The 16601-nt window shown below is 69.8% G+C and carries 11 protein-coding genes; 8 read left to right on the plus strand and 3 right to left on the minus strand.

The window, feature by feature from the left end:
* The first annotated feature begins 211 nt into the window (after positions 1 to 211).
* The 8 genes from ACFVVM_RS21370 (at position 212) to ACFVVM_RS21405 (ending at position 13213) form a co-directional block, all read left to right on the plus strand.
* Positions 212 to 667, plus strand: coding sequence for an NUDIX hydrolase (locus ACFVVM_RS21370; protein WP_387620936.1), 456 nt, complete (start codon positions 212 to 214; stop codon positions 665 to 667).
* Positions 664 to 3135 (plus strand): DUF6049 family protein, encoded by a 2472-nt coding sequence (locus ACFVVM_RS21375; RefSeq protein WP_387620939.1) that lies wholly within the window; start codon positions 664 to 666, stop codon positions 3133 to 3135. The genes ACFVVM_RS21370 and ACFVVM_RS21375 overlap by 4 nt, the downstream gene beginning before the upstream one ends.
* Before the next feature lie 1742 nt (positions 3136 to 4877).
* Complete coding sequence (locus ACFVVM_RS21380; protein ID WP_387622295.1) at positions 4878 to 8669, plus strand: lipid II flippase MurJ; 3792 nt, start codon at positions 4878 to 4880, stop codon at positions 8667 to 8669.
* Positions 8670 to 9003: 334 nt separating this feature from the next.
* Entirely contained in the window at positions 9004 to 9561 is a 558-nt protein-coding gene (gene sigM, locus ACFVVM_RS21385; RefSeq protein WP_387622298.1) for an RNA polymerase sigma factor SigM, read from the plus strand.
* A 96-nt stretch (positions 9562 to 9657) separates the two neighbouring features.
* The gene (locus ACFVVM_RS21390; protein WP_387620941.1) at positions 9658 to 10401 is read left to right on the plus strand and encodes a hypothetical protein; all 744 of its coding nucleotides are present in this window, start codon (positions 9658 to 9660) and stop codon (positions 10399 to 10401) included.
* Between the two features lie 97 nt (positions 10402 to 10498).
* Positions 10499 to 11485, plus strand: a complete 987-nt coding sequence (gene trxB / locus ACFVVM_RS21395) for a thioredoxin-disulfide reductase (protein ID WP_387620944.1) — start codon at positions 10499 to 10501, stop codon at positions 11483 to 11485.
* Between the two features lie 41 nt (positions 11486 to 11526).
* On the plus strand, positions 11527 to 11859 hold the full coding sequence (gene trxA / locus ACFVVM_RS21400; protein ID WP_387620946.1) for a thioredoxin: 333 nt from the start codon (positions 11527 to 11529) through the stop codon (positions 11857 to 11859).
* Between the two features lie 133 nt (positions 11860 to 11992).
* Positions 11993 to 13213, plus strand: coding sequence for an N-acetylmuramoyl-L-alanine amidase (locus ACFVVM_RS21405; protein WP_387620949.1), 1221 nt, complete (start codon positions 11993 to 11995; stop codon positions 13211 to 13213).
* 61 nt (positions 13214 to 13274) lie between these two features.
* Here the strand turns inward: ACFVVM_RS21405 and ACFVVM_RS21410 are convergent, their stop codons facing one another.
* The 3 genes from ACFVVM_RS21410 to ACFVVM_RS21420 form a co-directional block, all read right to left on the minus strand.
* Positions 13275 to 14000 (minus strand): GNAT family N-acetyltransferase, encoded by a 726-nt coding sequence (locus tag ACFVVM_RS21410; protein WP_387620952.1) that lies wholly within the window; start codon positions 13998 to 14000, stop codon positions 13275 to 13277.
* Between the two features lie 106 nt (positions 14001 to 14106).
* On the minus strand, positions 14107 to 15141 hold the full coding sequence (locus ACFVVM_RS21415) for a ParB/RepB/Spo0J family partition protein (protein WP_387620954.1): 1035 nt from the start codon (positions 15139 to 15141) through the stop codon (positions 14107 to 14109).
* A gap of 53 nt (positions 15142 to 15194) precedes the next feature.
* Positions 15195 to 16190, minus strand: coding sequence for a ParA family protein (locus ACFVVM_RS21420; protein WP_387620957.1), 996 nt, complete (start codon positions 16188 to 16190; stop codon positions 15195 to 15197).
* Positions 16191 to 16601: the final 411 nt, after the last annotated feature.

The raw sequence follows: 16601 nt of genomic DNA on the forward strand, positions 1-16601 counted from the left end.
GGCCGCCCGGTGTCAGGCGCCGCGGCGTACGCGACGAAGGAGCAAGCCGCGGCGCCTGACCGGCGGCCCCTCCGGGGCCGCGACCTCGAGCGCGCCAGCGCTCCAACAACACAGCTAAGCTGGCCAGGTGTCTCCTCCGGCCGATCGCGCGAACAGTCGACGCCGCCAGCCGCGGCGGCGCGGTTCGGCGAACAATGCCGGTAAACCGCGGATGCGGACCGTGCGGGAGACCTCGGCGGGTGGTTTGGTCGTCGACGGGCTCGACGGGCCGCGTGAGCTGCGCTGCGCCGCGCTGATCGGGCGGACCGATCGCCGGGGGCGGTTGCTGTGGTCGTTGCCCAAGGGGCACATCGAGGCGGGTGAGACCTCCGAGCAGACCGCGATCCGCGAGGTCGCCGAGGAGACCGGGATCAACGGCGAGGTGGTCGCCGAACTGGGCGACATCGACTACTGGTTCGTGACCGAGGGCAGGCGGGTACACAAGACGGTGCACCACTTCCTGCTGCGCTCACTGGGCGGTGAACTGTCCGACGCCGACGTGGAGGTCACCCAGGTTGCGTGGGTTCCGTTGAGCGAGTTGGATTCCCGATTGGCCTACGCCGACGAACGGCGGCTGGCCGAAGTGGCGAATCGATTGATCGACCGGATGGAGACCGGCAAGCGATGACGGGTGGACTGTTCCGGCTGATCACGGCGGTCCTGACCATCTTGGGTTCGGTGTCGCTCCTGCCCGCGGTCGCGCACGCGCAACCGAACGGGTCGGGCATCACGACACCGAAGTTCCTCAAGCTGACCATGGACGCGGTGGCGCCCGGCACTGTCACCACCGGCAGCGATCCGACGCTGACGGTCTCGGGCACGGTCACCAACATCGGTGATCGCGTCGTCGACGATGTGAGCGTGCGGATCCAGCGCGCCGCCGCGGTGACCTCACCGAGCGGTCTGCGCAGTTCGTTGCGGCTCGATCAGGTGAACTACGAGGTCACCGGGCCGTTCCAGGATGTCGCGGAGCGGTTGAGTCCCGGTCAGCGCAAACAGTTCTCGGTGAGCATCGCGCTGCGCGACGGCACCGGTGCCGCCTCGCTCGGGCTGACCGATCCCGGGGTGTATCCGCTGCTGCTCAACGTCAACGGCGAACCCGCCTACGGCACCCAGGCCAGGCTCGACGACGCCCGCTTCCTGCTGCCGGTGCTCGGCCTGCCGCCTGCCTCCGGCGACGCGTCCTCGCTGCCGGTCGCCGCACCGCCGGAGGCCGCGCCGGTGGCGACGACGCTGGTCTGGCCGCTGGCCGATCGGCCGCGGATGGTCGCGGGCAAGCCGGGGTCGGTGAACGGGCAGCCGGAGCTGCTCGACGACGAGCTCGCCGTCTCGCTCGGCAAGGGCGGGCGGCTCGAACAGCTGGTGGCCGCGCTGGAGTCGGTGGTGCCCGCGCCGGGCCGGGAGCGGGGCGTGGCGGGGTCGGTGTGTATCGCCGTCGATCCGGACCTGGTGTCGACCGTGCAGACCATGACCCGCGGGTACCGGGTGCTGGCCAGCCCGTCGGATCCGAGCGGGGCCACCCGCGAGGGGACGGGTGCGGCGAACGCGCAGGCGTGGCTGGACCGGTTGCGCGCGCTGGCGTCGTCGATGTGCACGGTGGCGTTGCCGTTCGCGCAGGTCGACCTGTCGGCGCTGGCCGCGGTCAACGATCCCGGCCTGTCCGCGCGGGCGCTGCTCGCGCCCGCCGACGTGGTGGACGCGATCCTGGGCACCCAGTCGCTGCGCGGGGTGAGCCTGCCCGATTCCGGCAGCATCGACGAACCCGCGGGCCATCTGCTGCGTCAGCACGGGTACGAGACGGCCGTGCTGGCCGGTTCGGCGGTCTCCGCCGACGGCGCGCCCGCCGATCTCGACACCGCGCTGACCTCGGCGCCCGCCATGCTCGAGCCCGGTGTCGTGGTGGGCGGCGAACAGGCCGCGCCCGATGTCGTGCGGGTGCCCGCGGTGAGCGTGGAGTCGCCGTCCTCGACCCCACCGGTCGATCCGGCCCTGCATGTGACCACGTTCGACATCTGGTCGGCGACCGCGCTGGCCGCGGTCGGGTCGAATCCGCCGACGCCGTCGTTCACGCCGTCGAAGGTGCGATTCGACGTCACCAACGACTCGCGACCCGCCCGGCTGCAGGACGCGCTCGGCGCGATGGCCTGGACCGCGCTCAACCCGGCGCCGGACCGGCCGCGCTCGCAGCTGCTGATGCCGCCGCAGCAGTGGGGTGCCAACCGGGAAGAGGGCATCGCGCTGCTCAAGCAGATCGAGCTGCTGACCCGCAACAATCTCGCCGCGCCGCGCGCCTTCGCCGATCTGGTCGCCCAGGCGCCAGATCCGCGGCCGTACACGCTCGAATACCTGCCGCGCGCCGCCCAGGACGCGGCGCCGGAGCAGTACGTGGCACCGATCCAGGCCCAGGGCGCGCGCGTGAGCGAGCTGCTGCGCGCGCTGGTGGAAGTGCCGGAGTCCGAGCTCACGCCGCTGGCGTTCCTCACTCCGGCTCGCGAGGACCTGTTGCGGGCGCTGAGCCTGTCCGATCGCCGCGCCGACGACAACACCCTCGCCGATCTGCACGCCCAGCGCCGCATCGATCAGGCGACCCGCGAGCTCGACACGATGTTCGCCTCGGTGTCGGTGCTGCCGCCCGGCGGGGTGTATACGCTGGCCTCCGAACAGAGCCCGTTGCTGCTGGTGGCCCGCAATGAACTGCCGGTCGCGATCCGGGTGATGTTCCGGATCGAGGCGCCCGCCGAGACGAAGATCACCGATATCGGCGAACAGCTGCTTCCGCCGTCGGGGACCAGGTCGTTCCAGATCCCGACCGAGGTGAGTGACAGCCGTACGCTGGTGATTCCGATCGCTCTTACCACTCCGGAGGGCATAGCGCTAGGGGAGGCGACCTCGGTATCGGTGCGGTCGAATGCCTACGGTCAGGCCCTGGCCATAATTACCGCATGTGCCGCGATACTGCTGTTGCTGTTGGCCGGGCGCCGGCTGTGGCGGCGCTTCCGCGGTCAGCCCGATCCCGCCGACGAAGGGTTCGACCCGGAAACACAACGGCGGGCGAGTCGATTGCGGCGCGCCCGTCAGCGACTGCAGCGGCAGTGAACGCCCACGCCTGACCGGCGAGCGAGGCACCATGGCAGACAGGGACGAGAGAGTGGCACGGGTGGGCGAAACGCTCATCGGACCGGCGGGATTCGCGGGTTGCGCCGGGTACAGGAGGCATGATGGGCGACGATGATTCCGCTCATCGGCGAGACCACGACGATCGTCGCGACGGACCGGACCAGCGCCGGGCCCCCGCCGCGCCGTGGGAACGTGGGATGAGCGCCGGGCGCGGTGGCGACAACGACGAGGCCTCGGGCGCACTGCCGCGAGTCGACCGTCCGCTGTCGCCTCGAACCGGGCTGCCGCCTCAGGTAACCCCTGGTCAGCCACCCGTCGACCCCGAGCAGACCATCGCCTCCTATCGGCCGCTGCCGAGCGATCCCGCCCCCCGCACACCTCGGCACCCCGCCGACCGGGTGCCCCCACCGGAGCGTCGTCCGGGAGACTCCTTCGACCAGGGCGTGCCGCGGCACCCCGACGATCGTCCCCTCGAACCCGGCGCCTACCCGTCCGGTGGGCCCGCCGACCAGGGCGCGTCGAGGTACCCCGACAACGAGCCGACCCTGCGTGCCCGCCCCGGTGACCCGGGCGCACCCCGCTACCCGGACGACCGGCTCCGCCCGCCCGCAGGCCCGCGGTATCCCGACGACCAACCTGTCCGCCCCGACGATCCCACGGTCGACCGATACGGCATTCCGCTGCGTTCCGAGGACCGCTCGGTACCGCCCGGCGCCGCGCCGAGGCCCGCCGACCCCAGCGACCGGCCGGGCGCCCCACGGCATCCCGGCGACCGGCGCGTGCCACCGGGCCCACCGCCCCGTCAGCCCGGTCCGCACCCCGACGGCGCGCCGCGCGGTTACCCGGGCCAGCCGCCGGGCGGCCCCGGTCAGGTCCCGAATCCACGTCAGCCCGGTCCGGCAGGCCGATCCGGCGAGATCCCGCGCGTCCAGCGACCGGGTACCGCCCCTCGATCCGGCGAGTTCCCGCAGCAGCGGCCAGGGCCGGACGGCCGGGCGGGTGAACCACCGCAGCAGCAGCGTCACCCGAACCAGGGGCCCGCGGGTCGACCTGGCGCACACCAACAACGGCCCGGCCCGAACCCGGTCGGCCGCCCCGCCGAGCCGCCCCTGAGCGAAGGCCCCGCCGGACGAGTTGGTGAGCCACCGCGACAACGCGGTTCGGCGGGCGGACCCGCACCGCAGCAACGCCCTGGCCCGAACCCGGACGGGCGCCCTGGCGACCCGCAACGTCGTGGACCGGCCGACAGCGAGCCCGCACAGCGCTCTCGATCCGGCGAGTTCCCCGTGCAGCAGCGTCCTGGGCGACCCGAGGAATCTCCGCAGCTGCGGCGCGGGCCTGCGCCCGATCCGCGATCGGGGGAGTTCCCCCGCCAGCGGCCAGGACCGGCCGGGCGCTCGGGTGAGTTTCCGGTGCAGCAGCGGCCGGGTGCGCAGTCGGGGGCCATTCCCCGGCAGGCGCGACCCGAGGCCGATGACGAGCGGACGCAACGGTTCGGCGATCAGCCCGGGCAGCGGCCACCCGGCGGAGGCGAGCGGCGGCCTGGTGGCGAAGCGCCCGGTTCGCGCCGTGCTGTGCCACCTGAGCAGGGAAGACGTGGCGCGCCGCCGCAGACCGGCTACCCGGGGATGCCGGGGACACCGGTCGGGAAGCCGGCGGATTCCGCGCGGCCCGGCGAGCGGGCGGCCTTCGCCGATCCCGGTCGCGGGTCCGGTCAGCCGATTCCCGGGTCCTCGGAGCGAACCCAGGTCATCGCGCGCCCGAAGCCGGTAAAGGTCGAGAAGGCCGAAAAGGCCGAGACCCCGCAGAGCGCCAACGCGAAACTGCTCAAGGATTCCGGGTCGATCGCGTTCGCGACGCTGATCAGCCGGATCACCGGGTTCGCCAAGCAGCTGTTGCTGCTGACGGTGCTCGGTCCGGCGATCGCCAGTGCGTTCATCTCGGCGAACCTGATTCCCAACATGATCGCCGAGCTGGTGCTCGGCGCCGTGCTCACCGCCATCGTGGTGCCGACGCTGATCCGCGCCGAGCAGGAGGACGCCGACGGCGGCGCCGCGTTCATCCGCAGATTGGTGACCGCGGCCTTCGCGGTCCTGTTCGCCGCGACGGTGCTCACCGCGGCGGCGACCCCGATCCTGGCCACCCAGGTGTTCGTCGCCTCCGACGGCAAGGTGAACACCCAGCTCACGATGGCGCTGACGTTTCTGCTGGTGCCCGCGATCTTCTTCTACGGCGCCTCGGCGCTGTTCACCGCCATCCTGAACACCAGGCAGGCGTTCAAGCCCGGCGCGTGGGCGCCGGTGCTGAACAACGTGGTCATGCTGGTGGTGCTGGCCGTCTACGCGGTCACCCCGGGCGAGATCAGCCTCGATCCGGTGAAGATGGGCGATACGAAACTGCTGGTCCTCGGCATCGGCGTCACCGCCGGTGTCGCCGCGCAGGCGCTGTGCCTGCTGCCCGCGATCCGCCGCCACGGCATCAATCTGCGCCCGCTGTGGGGCATCGACGCCCGGCTCAGGCAGTTCGGCAAGATGGCCGCGGCGATCATCCTCTACGTGCTGATCAGCCAGATCGGCATGACCGTCGCCAACCACATCGCCTCCGCCGCCGACGAGGCCGGACCGGCGATCTACACCAACGCGTGGCTGCTGCTGCAGCTGCCCTACGGCGTCCTCGGCGTCACCCTGCTGACCGCGATCATGCCGCGCCTGAGCCGCAACGCCGCCAACGACGACACGCCCGCGGTGGTCGACGACCTGTCCGTGGCCACCCGTCTGACCATGATCGCGCTGATCCCGGTGGTCACCTTCCTGACCGTCGCGGGCCCGTCGATCGGCGAGGCGCTCTACGGCTACGCCCGCTTCTCCGGCGATGCCGAACGCCTCGGCAGCGCGGTGAGCTGGTCGGCGTTCACGCTGATCCCGTACTCGCTGGTGCTGATCCATCTGCGCGTGTTCTACGCCAGGGAACAGGCCTGGACGCCCACCTGGATCATCATGGGCATCACCGCGGTGAAGGTGGCGTTCTCGGCGCTCGCGCCGGTGCTCGCCCGCGACAGCAGCGATGTGGTCATCATCCTCGGTGTCGCCACCGGTCTCGGTTTCACCGCGGGCGCGGTGGTCGGCGGCATCCTGCTGCACCGCAGCCTCGGCGATCTGCGCATGGCCAATGTCGGGCGCACGGTGACCAGGGTGCTGCTGGCCTCGGTGGCCGGTGGCGCGGTGATGCTCATCGTCGACACCGTCACCGGGCTCGACCGGATTTCCGGGGGCGCCGGTTCACTGCTGCGCGTCGCCATCGGCGCGGTGGTGCTGTTCTCGGTGGCGTTCGGCCTGATGCGGCTGGCCGGGGTTCCCGAGGTCGTGGCGATCACCGTCGCGATCTCGCGCAAGCTGGGTATCACCCCGCCCGCGCCGGACCTCGGACTCGACGACACACCGGCCGAGGGCGACGACATCTACGCGACCACGGTCCTGCGCAGGCCCGACACCTACGGCTATCCGGCCTACGGGCAGTCGTTGGACACCCAGACCATGGTGTTGCCCGTGATCCGCCCAGGCGCTGTTGACATCACCGGCCAAGCACAGTTCCCGTACGCTGTTCGGCAGACCGACACGGGTGGCGATTTCGTCAACACGCGGAAGTATCCGCACGGTCCGCACGATCAGCGAGACCAGTCCGAAGGAGGACCGAGGGTGAGCGATGACGCGGTGGGCGGCGTCCCGGCCGCTGATTCTGCGGCGCGCGCAGCAGGAGGGATGTCCACCGATGTCGAGCCCACTGTGGCAGGCACGGCGGCATCCGGGCACGCCGACGCGCCCGACGATAGCGACACTCCGCAGGGCAACGGCCCGACGGACCACGACAACCAGCCGGCCGACGAGCAGCACCACGTCGAGCCGCCCCAGGACCACGCGCACGACACCGGCATGCTGCCGATCCCGCCGCTGCCACCGGCCGATCCGCGCCGTGCCCAGCGCGGCCCCAAGCTGATCCCCGGCGCGTCGGTGGCGGGTGGGCGATACCGCCTGCTCGCCGGTCACGGCGGCGCGCGCGGGCTGAAGTTCTGGCAGGCCCTCGACATCAAACTCGACCGTGAGGTCGCGCTGACCTTCGTCGACGCGGACCAGAAGTCCGGCGAGAACGCCGGTCACGACGGCCCGCAGGCCATCCTGTCGCGCACGCTGCGCCTCGGCCGGATCAACTCGCCCGGCCTGGCCAGGGTCCTGGACGTGGTCCGCGGCAGCTCGGGCGGCATCGTCGTCGCCGAGTGGACGCCGGGCCGGTCGCTGCGCGAGATGGCCGAGACGGTCCCCTCGCCGATCGGCGCGGCCAGGGCCATCAGGGCACTCGCCTCGGCGGCCGAACTGGCCCATCGCGGCGGCGGCTCGCTCTCGATCGACCATCCCGACCGCATCCGGATCAGCGCCTCCGGTGACGCGGTGCTCGCCTTCCCCGGCACGCTCGGCGACGCCGACGCCCAGTCCGACGTGCGCGGCCTCGGCGCCATGCTCTACGCCCTGATCACCGCGCGCTGGCCGATCCGCGTCGGCGGCGTCACCGGGACCGCGGCCACCATCGGCGGGCTCCGGCTCGCCGATTTCGGGCCCGACGGCACGCCGGTCGAACCGCGCCAGATCCGGCCGGAGGTGCCGTTCGAGATCTCGGCCGTCGCGGTCCGTTCGCTGGAATCGAACAAGGGTGTGCGTACCGCGGCCACCGTGCAGCATGTGCTCGAGCAGGCTTCGGTCGTCGACCAGAAGACCGATTTCATCCCGGTGCTGCGGCTCGGTCAGCGGGCGGTCGCCAGCGGTCCCGATTCGCTCGCCGATCCGGAACTGCTCGCGGCCGAGCGGGAACGCTCGCAGCGGATGATGTGGATCATGGTCGGCCTCGGCGTGCTGGCGGCGCTGGTCGTCGGCGTGCTGATCTGGTGGATGGTCAGCATCTTCGCGCCGGGCGCCTCGGACAAGCCGCTGGACCAGCAGATCAACATCGGTCTCACCTCCAGCGTCGCGCCGCCGGCCGCGGCGGGCGCCCCGGAACCGTCGGGGGAGCCCGAACCGCCGACGAGCGTGCCGGTGCCCGTCACCGGTGCCGCGGTGTTCTCCCCGGAGGGCACCCCGGACGGTGCGGCCGCCGCGGGGGCGGTGCTCGACCAGAACCCGACCACGCTGTGGCGCACCGATCAGTACTTCCAGCAGTTCCCCGCCCTCAAGAAGGGCGTGGGCCTGCTGGCCACGCTGCCGACCCCGGCCAAGCTGACCAATGTGTCGATCACCTCGCCCAGCCCGGGCAGCACCGTCGAGATCCGCACCTCGCCCAGCGAGACGCCGACGCTCGACCAGACCCAGCTGATCGGCACCGCCACGCTCGGTGACGGCGTCACCGACATCGCCGTGCAGACCGATCAGGCCGTTCGTTTCGTGCTCGTATGGATCACCGGACTGGCGAATTCGGGTGGTCAGTTCCAGACCGCGATCGCCGACGTCCGCTTCGACGCGGCGCCGTAAAAACTCGCCCGCGTCCCCTTCCCACCGCCATCAGCGCAGGTGGTCGACTATTTCCGCATCGAACACCCCCGTTCATCGAACTGCGGTCCGGTTGGTGCGCGATTGTTATCAACGTTATGATCACTCCCGCGCTCTCGGCTGGGAGCTACCCAGGATCTGTCGACGTCGATCCTGGACGCCGCGTTGTAGTCAGGTGATGGTTCGGCCTCGTTCGCCGACGTGAAGTCGCCGTAATGAGCGCTGTCCTAGGGGTCGAGTGTTGTCGCCGGAAGTCAACGAGCAAATCCGCGGGGGGAGAACGCGGCAGGTCGCGTCCCGTGACCGCTCGTTCGTTCTGGAGAACGGCAGTGACAAGCAACTGCTGGCCGCCCACGTGCGCGGGGAGCCGCACGCCTTCGCCGAGCTGCTGCGCAGGCACAAGGACCATCTGTGGCAGACCGCGCTGCGCACCTCCTACAGCCGCGAGGACGCCGCGGACTCGCTGCAGGACGCGCTGCTGTCGGCCCACCGCACGGCCGGCTCGTTCCGGGCCGAGGCCGAGGTGCGGTCCTGGCTGCACGCGATCGTCGTCAACGCCTGCCTGGACCGGATCCGCCGCAACAAGACCCGCCGCGCCATCTCGGTGACCCCCGACACCATGCCGGAGGCCGTGGAGCCGCGCGACGAGTTCGCCGAGTACGAACTGTCGACAGTGGTGGGCGAGGCGCTGTTCACGCTGCCGGAGGACCAGCGGCTGGCCCTGGTGATGGTCGAGATGGAGGGCCGCAGCGTGGCCGAGGCGGCGGCGGCGCTCGGCGTGGCGGAGGGCACGATCAAGAGCAGATGCTCCCGAGCGCGCGTACGTTTGCAAGAACGTTTGGAATTTTTCCGGGATCCAGGGAACCGGATCTAGCCCGGATGCGTCATTAACAGTGACGAGTAAGTCAGCGATGTAAATCCTGCGATCCGATATCGACAGAACAGGGGAGGTGCGAGGGTGGCTCGATCCGTGCCGCAGCCTCCGTTCCCGTCGGAACTGCTGGCCGATCTGCATGCCGACAATCTCGCGCCCGAACTGCGCGAGCAACTGTGGCCCCTGGTCCGCACCGACCCCGACGCGCTGCGCTACCTGAACCAGCTCGACGAGGTGGACGCCCACCTCCACACACTGAGCACCGAGGACCGGGTCATGCACCGCATGCCCGACGATGTCGCCGACCGCATGTTCCGCTTCGTCGCCGACCTCGACGCGGGCGAGGGCCCCACCGAACGCCTGAGCCCACCGGCCGAACCACCACCGGAACAGCCGAGCGCCCCGGTGGTCCCGTTGGACCGGTACCGATCCCGGCGCAGACTCGGCCTGCTGGCCGCGGCGGCGGCCACGGTTGCCGTGCTCGCGGGCGCCGGTGCCGTCGTCACCACGCTCGACACCACCGACGGCACCCCCACCGCGGCCCCGTACACCGAACCGGCCGACCCCGGTGACGAACTCACCACCGCGGCCGCGCTCAGCGCTCTCGGCAAGCGCACGGTCAGCGGTCCGCTGGGCGACGAGGCGGCGCTCACCCGCTGTGTGCGAGCCAACGGGATCGATCGCGCCGTGCTCGGTGCGTCGAGCATCACCTTCCGTGGCGCCGACGCGGTGCTCGTGCTGGTCGCCGGACCCGAGCGCCCGACCATCACCGCGCTGGTCGTCGGTACCGGCTGCACCACCGGCGCGCCGGAACAGCTGGCTCTGCGCGACATCGGCTGATCCGGCCGGTTCCGGGACAGTGCCGCCACGCCGGGAACAACACCGTTTACCCTGTTGTTGACCGACACATCCCCAGCTTGTCTTTCGGAAGGGCCCCATGAGCACGCCAGTTCGCGACCTGATCATCGTCGGCTCGGGCCCCGCCGGGTACACCGCGGCCGTCTACGCCGCCCGCGCGGAGCTCGCCCCCCTCGTCTTCGAGGGCACCCAGTTCGGCGGTGCGCTGATGACGACCACCGACGTGGAGAACTTCCCCGGCTTCCGCGAGGGCATCATGGGCCCCGACCTGATGGAGCAGATGCGCGAGCAGGCCAAGCGTTTCGGCGCCGACCTGCGCACCGAGGACGTCGACGCGATCGACCTGTCCGGCACCATCAAGAAGGTCACCGTCGGTGACGAGACCTTCGAGGCCTACGCGGTCATCCTCGCCATGGGCTCGGCGGCCCGCTACCTCAACGTCCCCGGCGAGCAGCAGTTGCTCGGCCGCGGCGTGAGCGCCTGCGCCACCTGCGACGGCTTCTTCTTCAAGGGCCAGGACATCGTGGTGGTCGGCGGCGGCGACTCGGCCATGGAGGAAGCGACCTTCCTCACCAAGTTCGCGTCCAAGGTCACCATCGTGCACCGCCGCGAGGAGTTCCGCGCCTCGCGGATCATGCTCGAGCGCGCCAAGGCCAACCCCAAGATCGAGTTCGTGCTCAACGCCGAAGTGGCGAAGGTCAACGGCGAGACCAGCGTCACCAGCCTGACCCTGCGCGACACCCGCACCGGCGAGGAGTCCGAGCTCGCCGCGACCGGCCTGTTCGTCGCGGTCGGCCACGACCCGCGCAGCGAACTGGTCAAGGGCCAGGTCGCCCTCGACGGCGAAGGCTATGTGCAGGTGCGTGATCCGGGCACCGCCACCGACGTGGCGGGCGTGTTCGCCGCGGGCGACCTCGTCGACCACACCTACCGCCAGGCGATCACCGCCGCGGGCACCGGCTGCCGCGCGGCGATCGACGCCGAGCGCTGGCTCGCCGAGCAGGGCGACATCACCGCCAATACGCTCGACCATGCCGACGGCCCGGCCGCGGTGCGCGCCAACTGATTTCGAGCACGACGAGTTCCACCCCCCTCCAAGGAGACACCATGGCCGAGAGCGCCAACACCATCACCGTCACCGACCAGTCCTTCGCCGACGACGTCCTGCTCAGCGAGAAGCCGGTGCTGGTCGATTTCTGGGCCGACTGGTGCGGTCCGTGCAAGATGGTCGCTCCGGTCCTGGAGGAGATCGCCGGCTCGCACGCCGACAAGCTGACCATCGCCAAGCTCGACACCGAGGCGAACCCGGGCACGGCGCGCGATTACCAGATCCTGTCGCTGCCCACCATGATCCTGTTCCAGGGCGGCAAGCCGGTGAAGCAGATCGTCGGTGCCAAGGGCAAGGCGGCGCTGCTGCGCGAACTCGACGGCCTCATCTGAGGTATCGCATCCCACAAAAGCGCCTCCTACCGGCCGACGCGCCGTAGGATGCCTGGACCCGGGATTCCCGTAATACGCCCCGGGTCTGAGACAATCGAGGCGACGCTCCGGCCGAAGGAAAGGGCTCTCACGCATGCACCGACTTCGTCACGGCGATTCAGGACCAGCCGTCGCAGAGGTTCGGAGCACCCTCGCAAGCCTCGGTTTCCTGCATCCCCAGCACGGCCAGTCCCTCGACGGCGCCGACGCGCGGGAGTACTGGAAGGAAACCGACGCGGTGTTCGACCGTCCGCTCGACTCGGCGGTCCGCGCGTTCCAGCAGCAGCGCGGCCTCCTGGTCGACGGCGTGGTCGGTCCGGCGACCTACCGCGCCTTGAAGGAAGCCTCCTACCGGCTGGGTGCCCGCACACTGATCTATCAGCTCTCGGCGCCCCTCTACGGCGACGACGTGGCCACCCTGCAGCGCAGGCTGCAGGACCTCGGCTTCTACGTGTACCGGGTGGACGGCTATTTCGGGCCGCACACCCACGAGGGGCTCAGCGCCTTCCAGCGCGAGATCGGCCTGTCCGCCGACGGCATCTGCGGGCCCGACACCCTGCGCTCGCTGGAACTGCTCGGCGCGCGCGTCACCGGTGGCAACCCGCACCGCATCGCCGAGGAAGAGGTGGTGCACCGGGCCGGACCGCAGCTCACCGGCAAGCGCATCGTGATCGATCCCGGATTCGGCGGTGCCGACAAGGGTTTCGCGGTGCCCACCGAGTTCGGTGACGTCTACGAGTCGGAAATCCTGTGGGATCTGGCCTCGCGGCTGGAAGGCCGGATGGCGGCCACCGGCATGGAGACGTTCCTGTCCCGGCCGTGGGGCGCCAACCCCACCGACTCCGAACGCGCCGAGACCTCCAACGCCTTCGACGCCGATCTGATGATCTCGCTGCGCTGCGCCACCAGCGACAACCCGTCGGCCAAGGGGGTGGCCGGGTTCTACTTCGGCAACTCGCACGGCTCGGTGTCGATGATCGGCCAGGTGCTGGCCGGGTTCATCCAGCGCGAGGTGGTGGCCCGCACCTCGGTGCAGGACTGCCGGACCCATCAGCGCACCTGGGATCTGCTGCGGCTCACCAAGATGCCGACCGTCCAGGTGGACATCGGCTACCTCACCAACGACTACGACGCCTCGGTGCTCACCAACCCGCGCATGCGCGACGTGATCGCCGAAGCCATCCTCATCTCCGTGAAGCGGCTCTACCTGCTCGGCCAGGACGACCAGCCCACCGGCACCTACACCTTCGCCGAACTCCTGGCCGAAGAACTGGCCGCCGCCGACGCGGGCAACGTGCCCGCACCGCGCGTCTAGGCTCCGAAGACCGAACGGCCCCCGTGGTTTCCCACGGGGGCCGTTGTCGTTGTCCGGTGAATCAGTGCACGCCGACGCGCGTCGGGGGAGCCATCTCCGCGGCGGCGAGCAGTTGGTCGAGAGCGCGCTCGACGTCTTCCTTCCAGCCGTGATCGGAGTCGAGCTCCAGGCGCAGGCGGGGGAAGCGATGGTGCGGGGCCACCACCTCGAAACCGACGTCTTCGAGGAAATCGGCGTCGATCATGCAGGTTTCGGGCGTGCAGTGCGCCGCGGCGGCCCGGTCGCGCAGCGGTGCGGCGATCCGTTCCATCAGGCGCATGGACGAGCCGAGACCGCGATCGGCCACCGAGGTGGTCGGGGGACCGTTGCGAATACCGAACGCCTCCAGTGCCCGCACGCCACGGCGCACCAGATCGGCCACCACGGCCTGGACGAGGCGATGGGCTACATCGGCCTCGTCGTAGGGGAATTCGGCCTGCAGCGTGGTCAGCAGGACCGCGTCCGGGCTCACGGGGGAGGTGGGGAACAGCGAGGACCGCGGCACCGCGCTCGGCGGCGAGTACAGCGCGCAGCCGGCGATGTTGTTCTCGACCTGGGCCACCTGACCGCATGAACCCCATTCGAGCATCACGGTCGAGAGCCACGCCTCTTTCTCGAAGACCGGATCGCTGAACGCGTGCGAGTCGGCGGCGACGGCCGGATCGAGCTCCCAGAACACACACCGCCGGGTGTGCGCCGGGAGCTGATCGAGCCCGTCGAGAGTCAATGCTGTGACGCTGGTCGACACCGCTCTGCTCAGCCTCCAGCTATCCGATTCGTCCACGCTCACGCCACATCACTATCCACAGTAATGCCGCCTCTTTCAATTGTGTAGAAAGGCCGGAAGGGCCCCGTCACAGTGACGTTTCGGGGCTGGGCTGCTCCATCAGCGCCACAATGCGCTCGAGATCTTCGACGGAGCCGAACTCGACAACGATCTTGCCCTTACGCTTGCCGAGGCTGACCGTGACCCTGGTGTCGTAGGAACCCGACAGCCGCTCGGCCACTTCCTGCAGACCCGGCATGTGGATCGGCTTGCGCTTCGGCGCCGGGGGAGCGACCTCCGAGGGATTGCGATTCGCCAGCGTCACCGCTTCCTCGGTGGCCCGAACCGACAATCCCTCGGCGACGATCCGCGCCGCCAGAACTTCCTGTGCGTCCGCACCGGCATCCAGACCGAGCAGCGCCCTGGCATGTCCGGCCGAAAGAACCCCGGCCGCCACCCGACGCTGCACGGGGATCGGCAGCTTCAGCAATCGGATCATATTCGTCACCACCGGTCGGGAGCGGCCGATTCGGGTGGCCAATTCCTCGTGGGTGACATCGAATTCTTCGAGCAGCTGCTGATAGGCGGCCGCCTCTTCGAGCGGGTTCAGCTGCACCCGGTGGATGTTCTCCAGCAGGGCATCACGCAGCATCGAGCCGTCGGCGGTGTCGCGGATGATCGCCGGGATGGTGGCCAGGCCGGCCTCCTGGCAGGCGCGCCAACGACGCTCGCCCATGACCAACTGGAACTTGTCGACGCCCGGTTCGACCCGGCGCACCACGATCGGCTGCATGAGACCGAACTCGCGAATCGAGTGCACCAGCTCGGCCAGCGCCTCTTCTTCGAAGTGCTGGCGGGGCTGCTTGGGATTCGGTTCGATCTGGTCGGCCGGAATCTCGCGGTACACCGCGTCACCGGGGGAGACCAGGTCCTCAGCCGCGGCCTCGGGCTCCGATTCGGGTTCCGGGACGCGATGCAGGAACGCCTCGGCCGGCTGCGGACCGATCGGGTTGATCCCGATCACGCTCGCCGCGGCACTGCTCAAACCCGGCGCCGTCGCCGGACCCGTCGGGATCAACGCGGCCAAACCGCGACCGAGACCGCCCTTTTTCGCCTGACTCATCGGCTACCGATCCCTTCAGTCTTCCAACACAACTACGACGGTCCAACACACAACTACGATGCGTCTTGCTTGAGCTGCGCGCGACCGGCCAGCTCGCGCCCCGCGTCCATGTAGCTCATCGCACCGCGGGAACCCGGATCGTAATCGAGCACGGTCATGCCGTAACCCGGTGCCTCCGAGACCTTCACGCTGCGCGGGATCATCGACTTGAGCACCACGTCGCCGAAGTGGTTGCGCACTTCCTCGGCCACCTGGTCGGCCAGTTTGGTGCGGCCGTCGTACATGGTCAGCAGGACGGTGGACACGTGCAGTTCGGGATTGAGATGCGCCTGCACCAGCCCGATATTGCGGAGCAACTGACCGACACCTTCGAGCGCGTAGTACTCGCACTGGATCGGGATCAGCACCTCCTTGGCGGCCACGAGCGCGTTGACCGTCAGCAGGCCGAGCGAGGGCGGGCAGTCGATCAACACGTAGTCGATGTCGTAGCCCGCGAGTGCGGCTTCGTGGATGGCGGTCTTCAACCGGCCTTCGCGCGCGACCATCGAGACGAGTTCGATCTCGGCACCGGCGAGGTCGATCGTGGCCGGAATGCACAGCAGCCGTTCGCTGTGCGGGCTCGTCTGGATCGCGTCCTTGACCGTCACCTCGCCGATCAGCAACTCGTAGCTGGACGGGACGCCCGAGTGGTGTGCCACGCCCAGCGCGGTACTCGCGTTGCCCTGCGGATCGAGATCGACGACGAGGACCGTCATCCCCTGGTGCGCTAGCGCCGCAGCGAGATTGACCGTCGTCGTCGTTTTACCGACGCCGCCCTTCTGGTTGGCGATGGTGATGATCCGTTGCTCGCGGGGTTTCGGCACAGTGACCTTTCCTGGATGCAGAATCTGGCTGGCGCGTTGCGCTTCCGCCGCGATCGGGGTCTCGGCCGGGGAGATGTTCCCGAAAGGAGTGTTCCCGAACGTCTCCGCGTCGAAGCTGCTGGAATCCAGCATCCCCGGGACCCGCGACGCTGTTTCCCGTGAAACATTCGCCGGACCGCTCGACATAGACAGCTCCTAACCCGAGAAACTTCAGATCACGTACTCCCGACCGAGCGTCGGCGCCGTGTCATCGCATATAAGTGCGGCGTGGCATCGTCCACATCACCGTGGCCCAGACGCTCACGCCCGACTGTGAACAGCTTGCCAGTACCGCGACGGTTAGGAAAGCTGAATCGCGGCACGGCGAGAAGGACACGCCCAACTGTGTCGAATTCCGCGTCCGAGAAGTTGTTTCACGGGAAACATCGGGGGAGCGGCGCTCGAAATCGAGACTCTCGCACGGGCGGCGTTCCACGTGAAACACCGCGACTCCAGCGCGGGCGGTCGCTCACGTCACGGTTGCGACGGCCCGGCGCAGTGACCCGAAATCGGGTCGGATCCGCCCTAGGCAACCACCCACGGACCCTTTCGTCACGT

The sequence above is a fragment of the Nocardia sp. NPDC058176 genome, from assembly GCF_042883805.1.
GTDB lineage: Bacteria > Actinomycetota > Actinomycetes > Mycobacteriales > Mycobacteriaceae > Nocardia.

Coding starts and splice junctions, on each gene's coding strand:
- ACFVVM_RS21370 (WP_387620936.1), top strand. CDS start 212: ATGCGGACCGTGCGGGAGACCTCGGCGGGTGGTTTGGTCGTCGACGGG.
- ACFVVM_RS21375 (WP_387620939.1), top strand. CDS start 664: ATGACGGGTGGACTGTTCCGGCTGATCACGGCGGTCCTGACCATCTTG.
- trxB (WP_387620944.1), top strand. CDS start 10,499: ATGAGCACGCCAGTTCGCGACCTGATCATCGTCGGCTCGGGCCCCGCC.
- trxA (WP_387620946.1), top strand. CDS start 11,527: ATGGCCGAGAGCGCCAACACCATCACCGTCACCGACCAGTCCTTCGCC.
- ACFVVM_RS21405 (WP_387620949.1), top strand. CDS start 11,993: ATGCACCGACTTCGTCACGGCGATTCAGGACCAGCCGTCGCAGAGGTT.
- ACFVVM_RS21415 (WP_387620954.1), bottom strand. CDS start 15,141: ATGAGTCAGGCGAAAAAGGGCGGTCTCGGTCGCGGTTTGGCCGCGTTG.
- ACFVVM_RS21420 (WP_387620957.1), bottom strand. CDS start 16,190: ATGTCGAGCGGTCCGGCGAATGTTTCACGGGAAACAGCGTCGCGGGTC.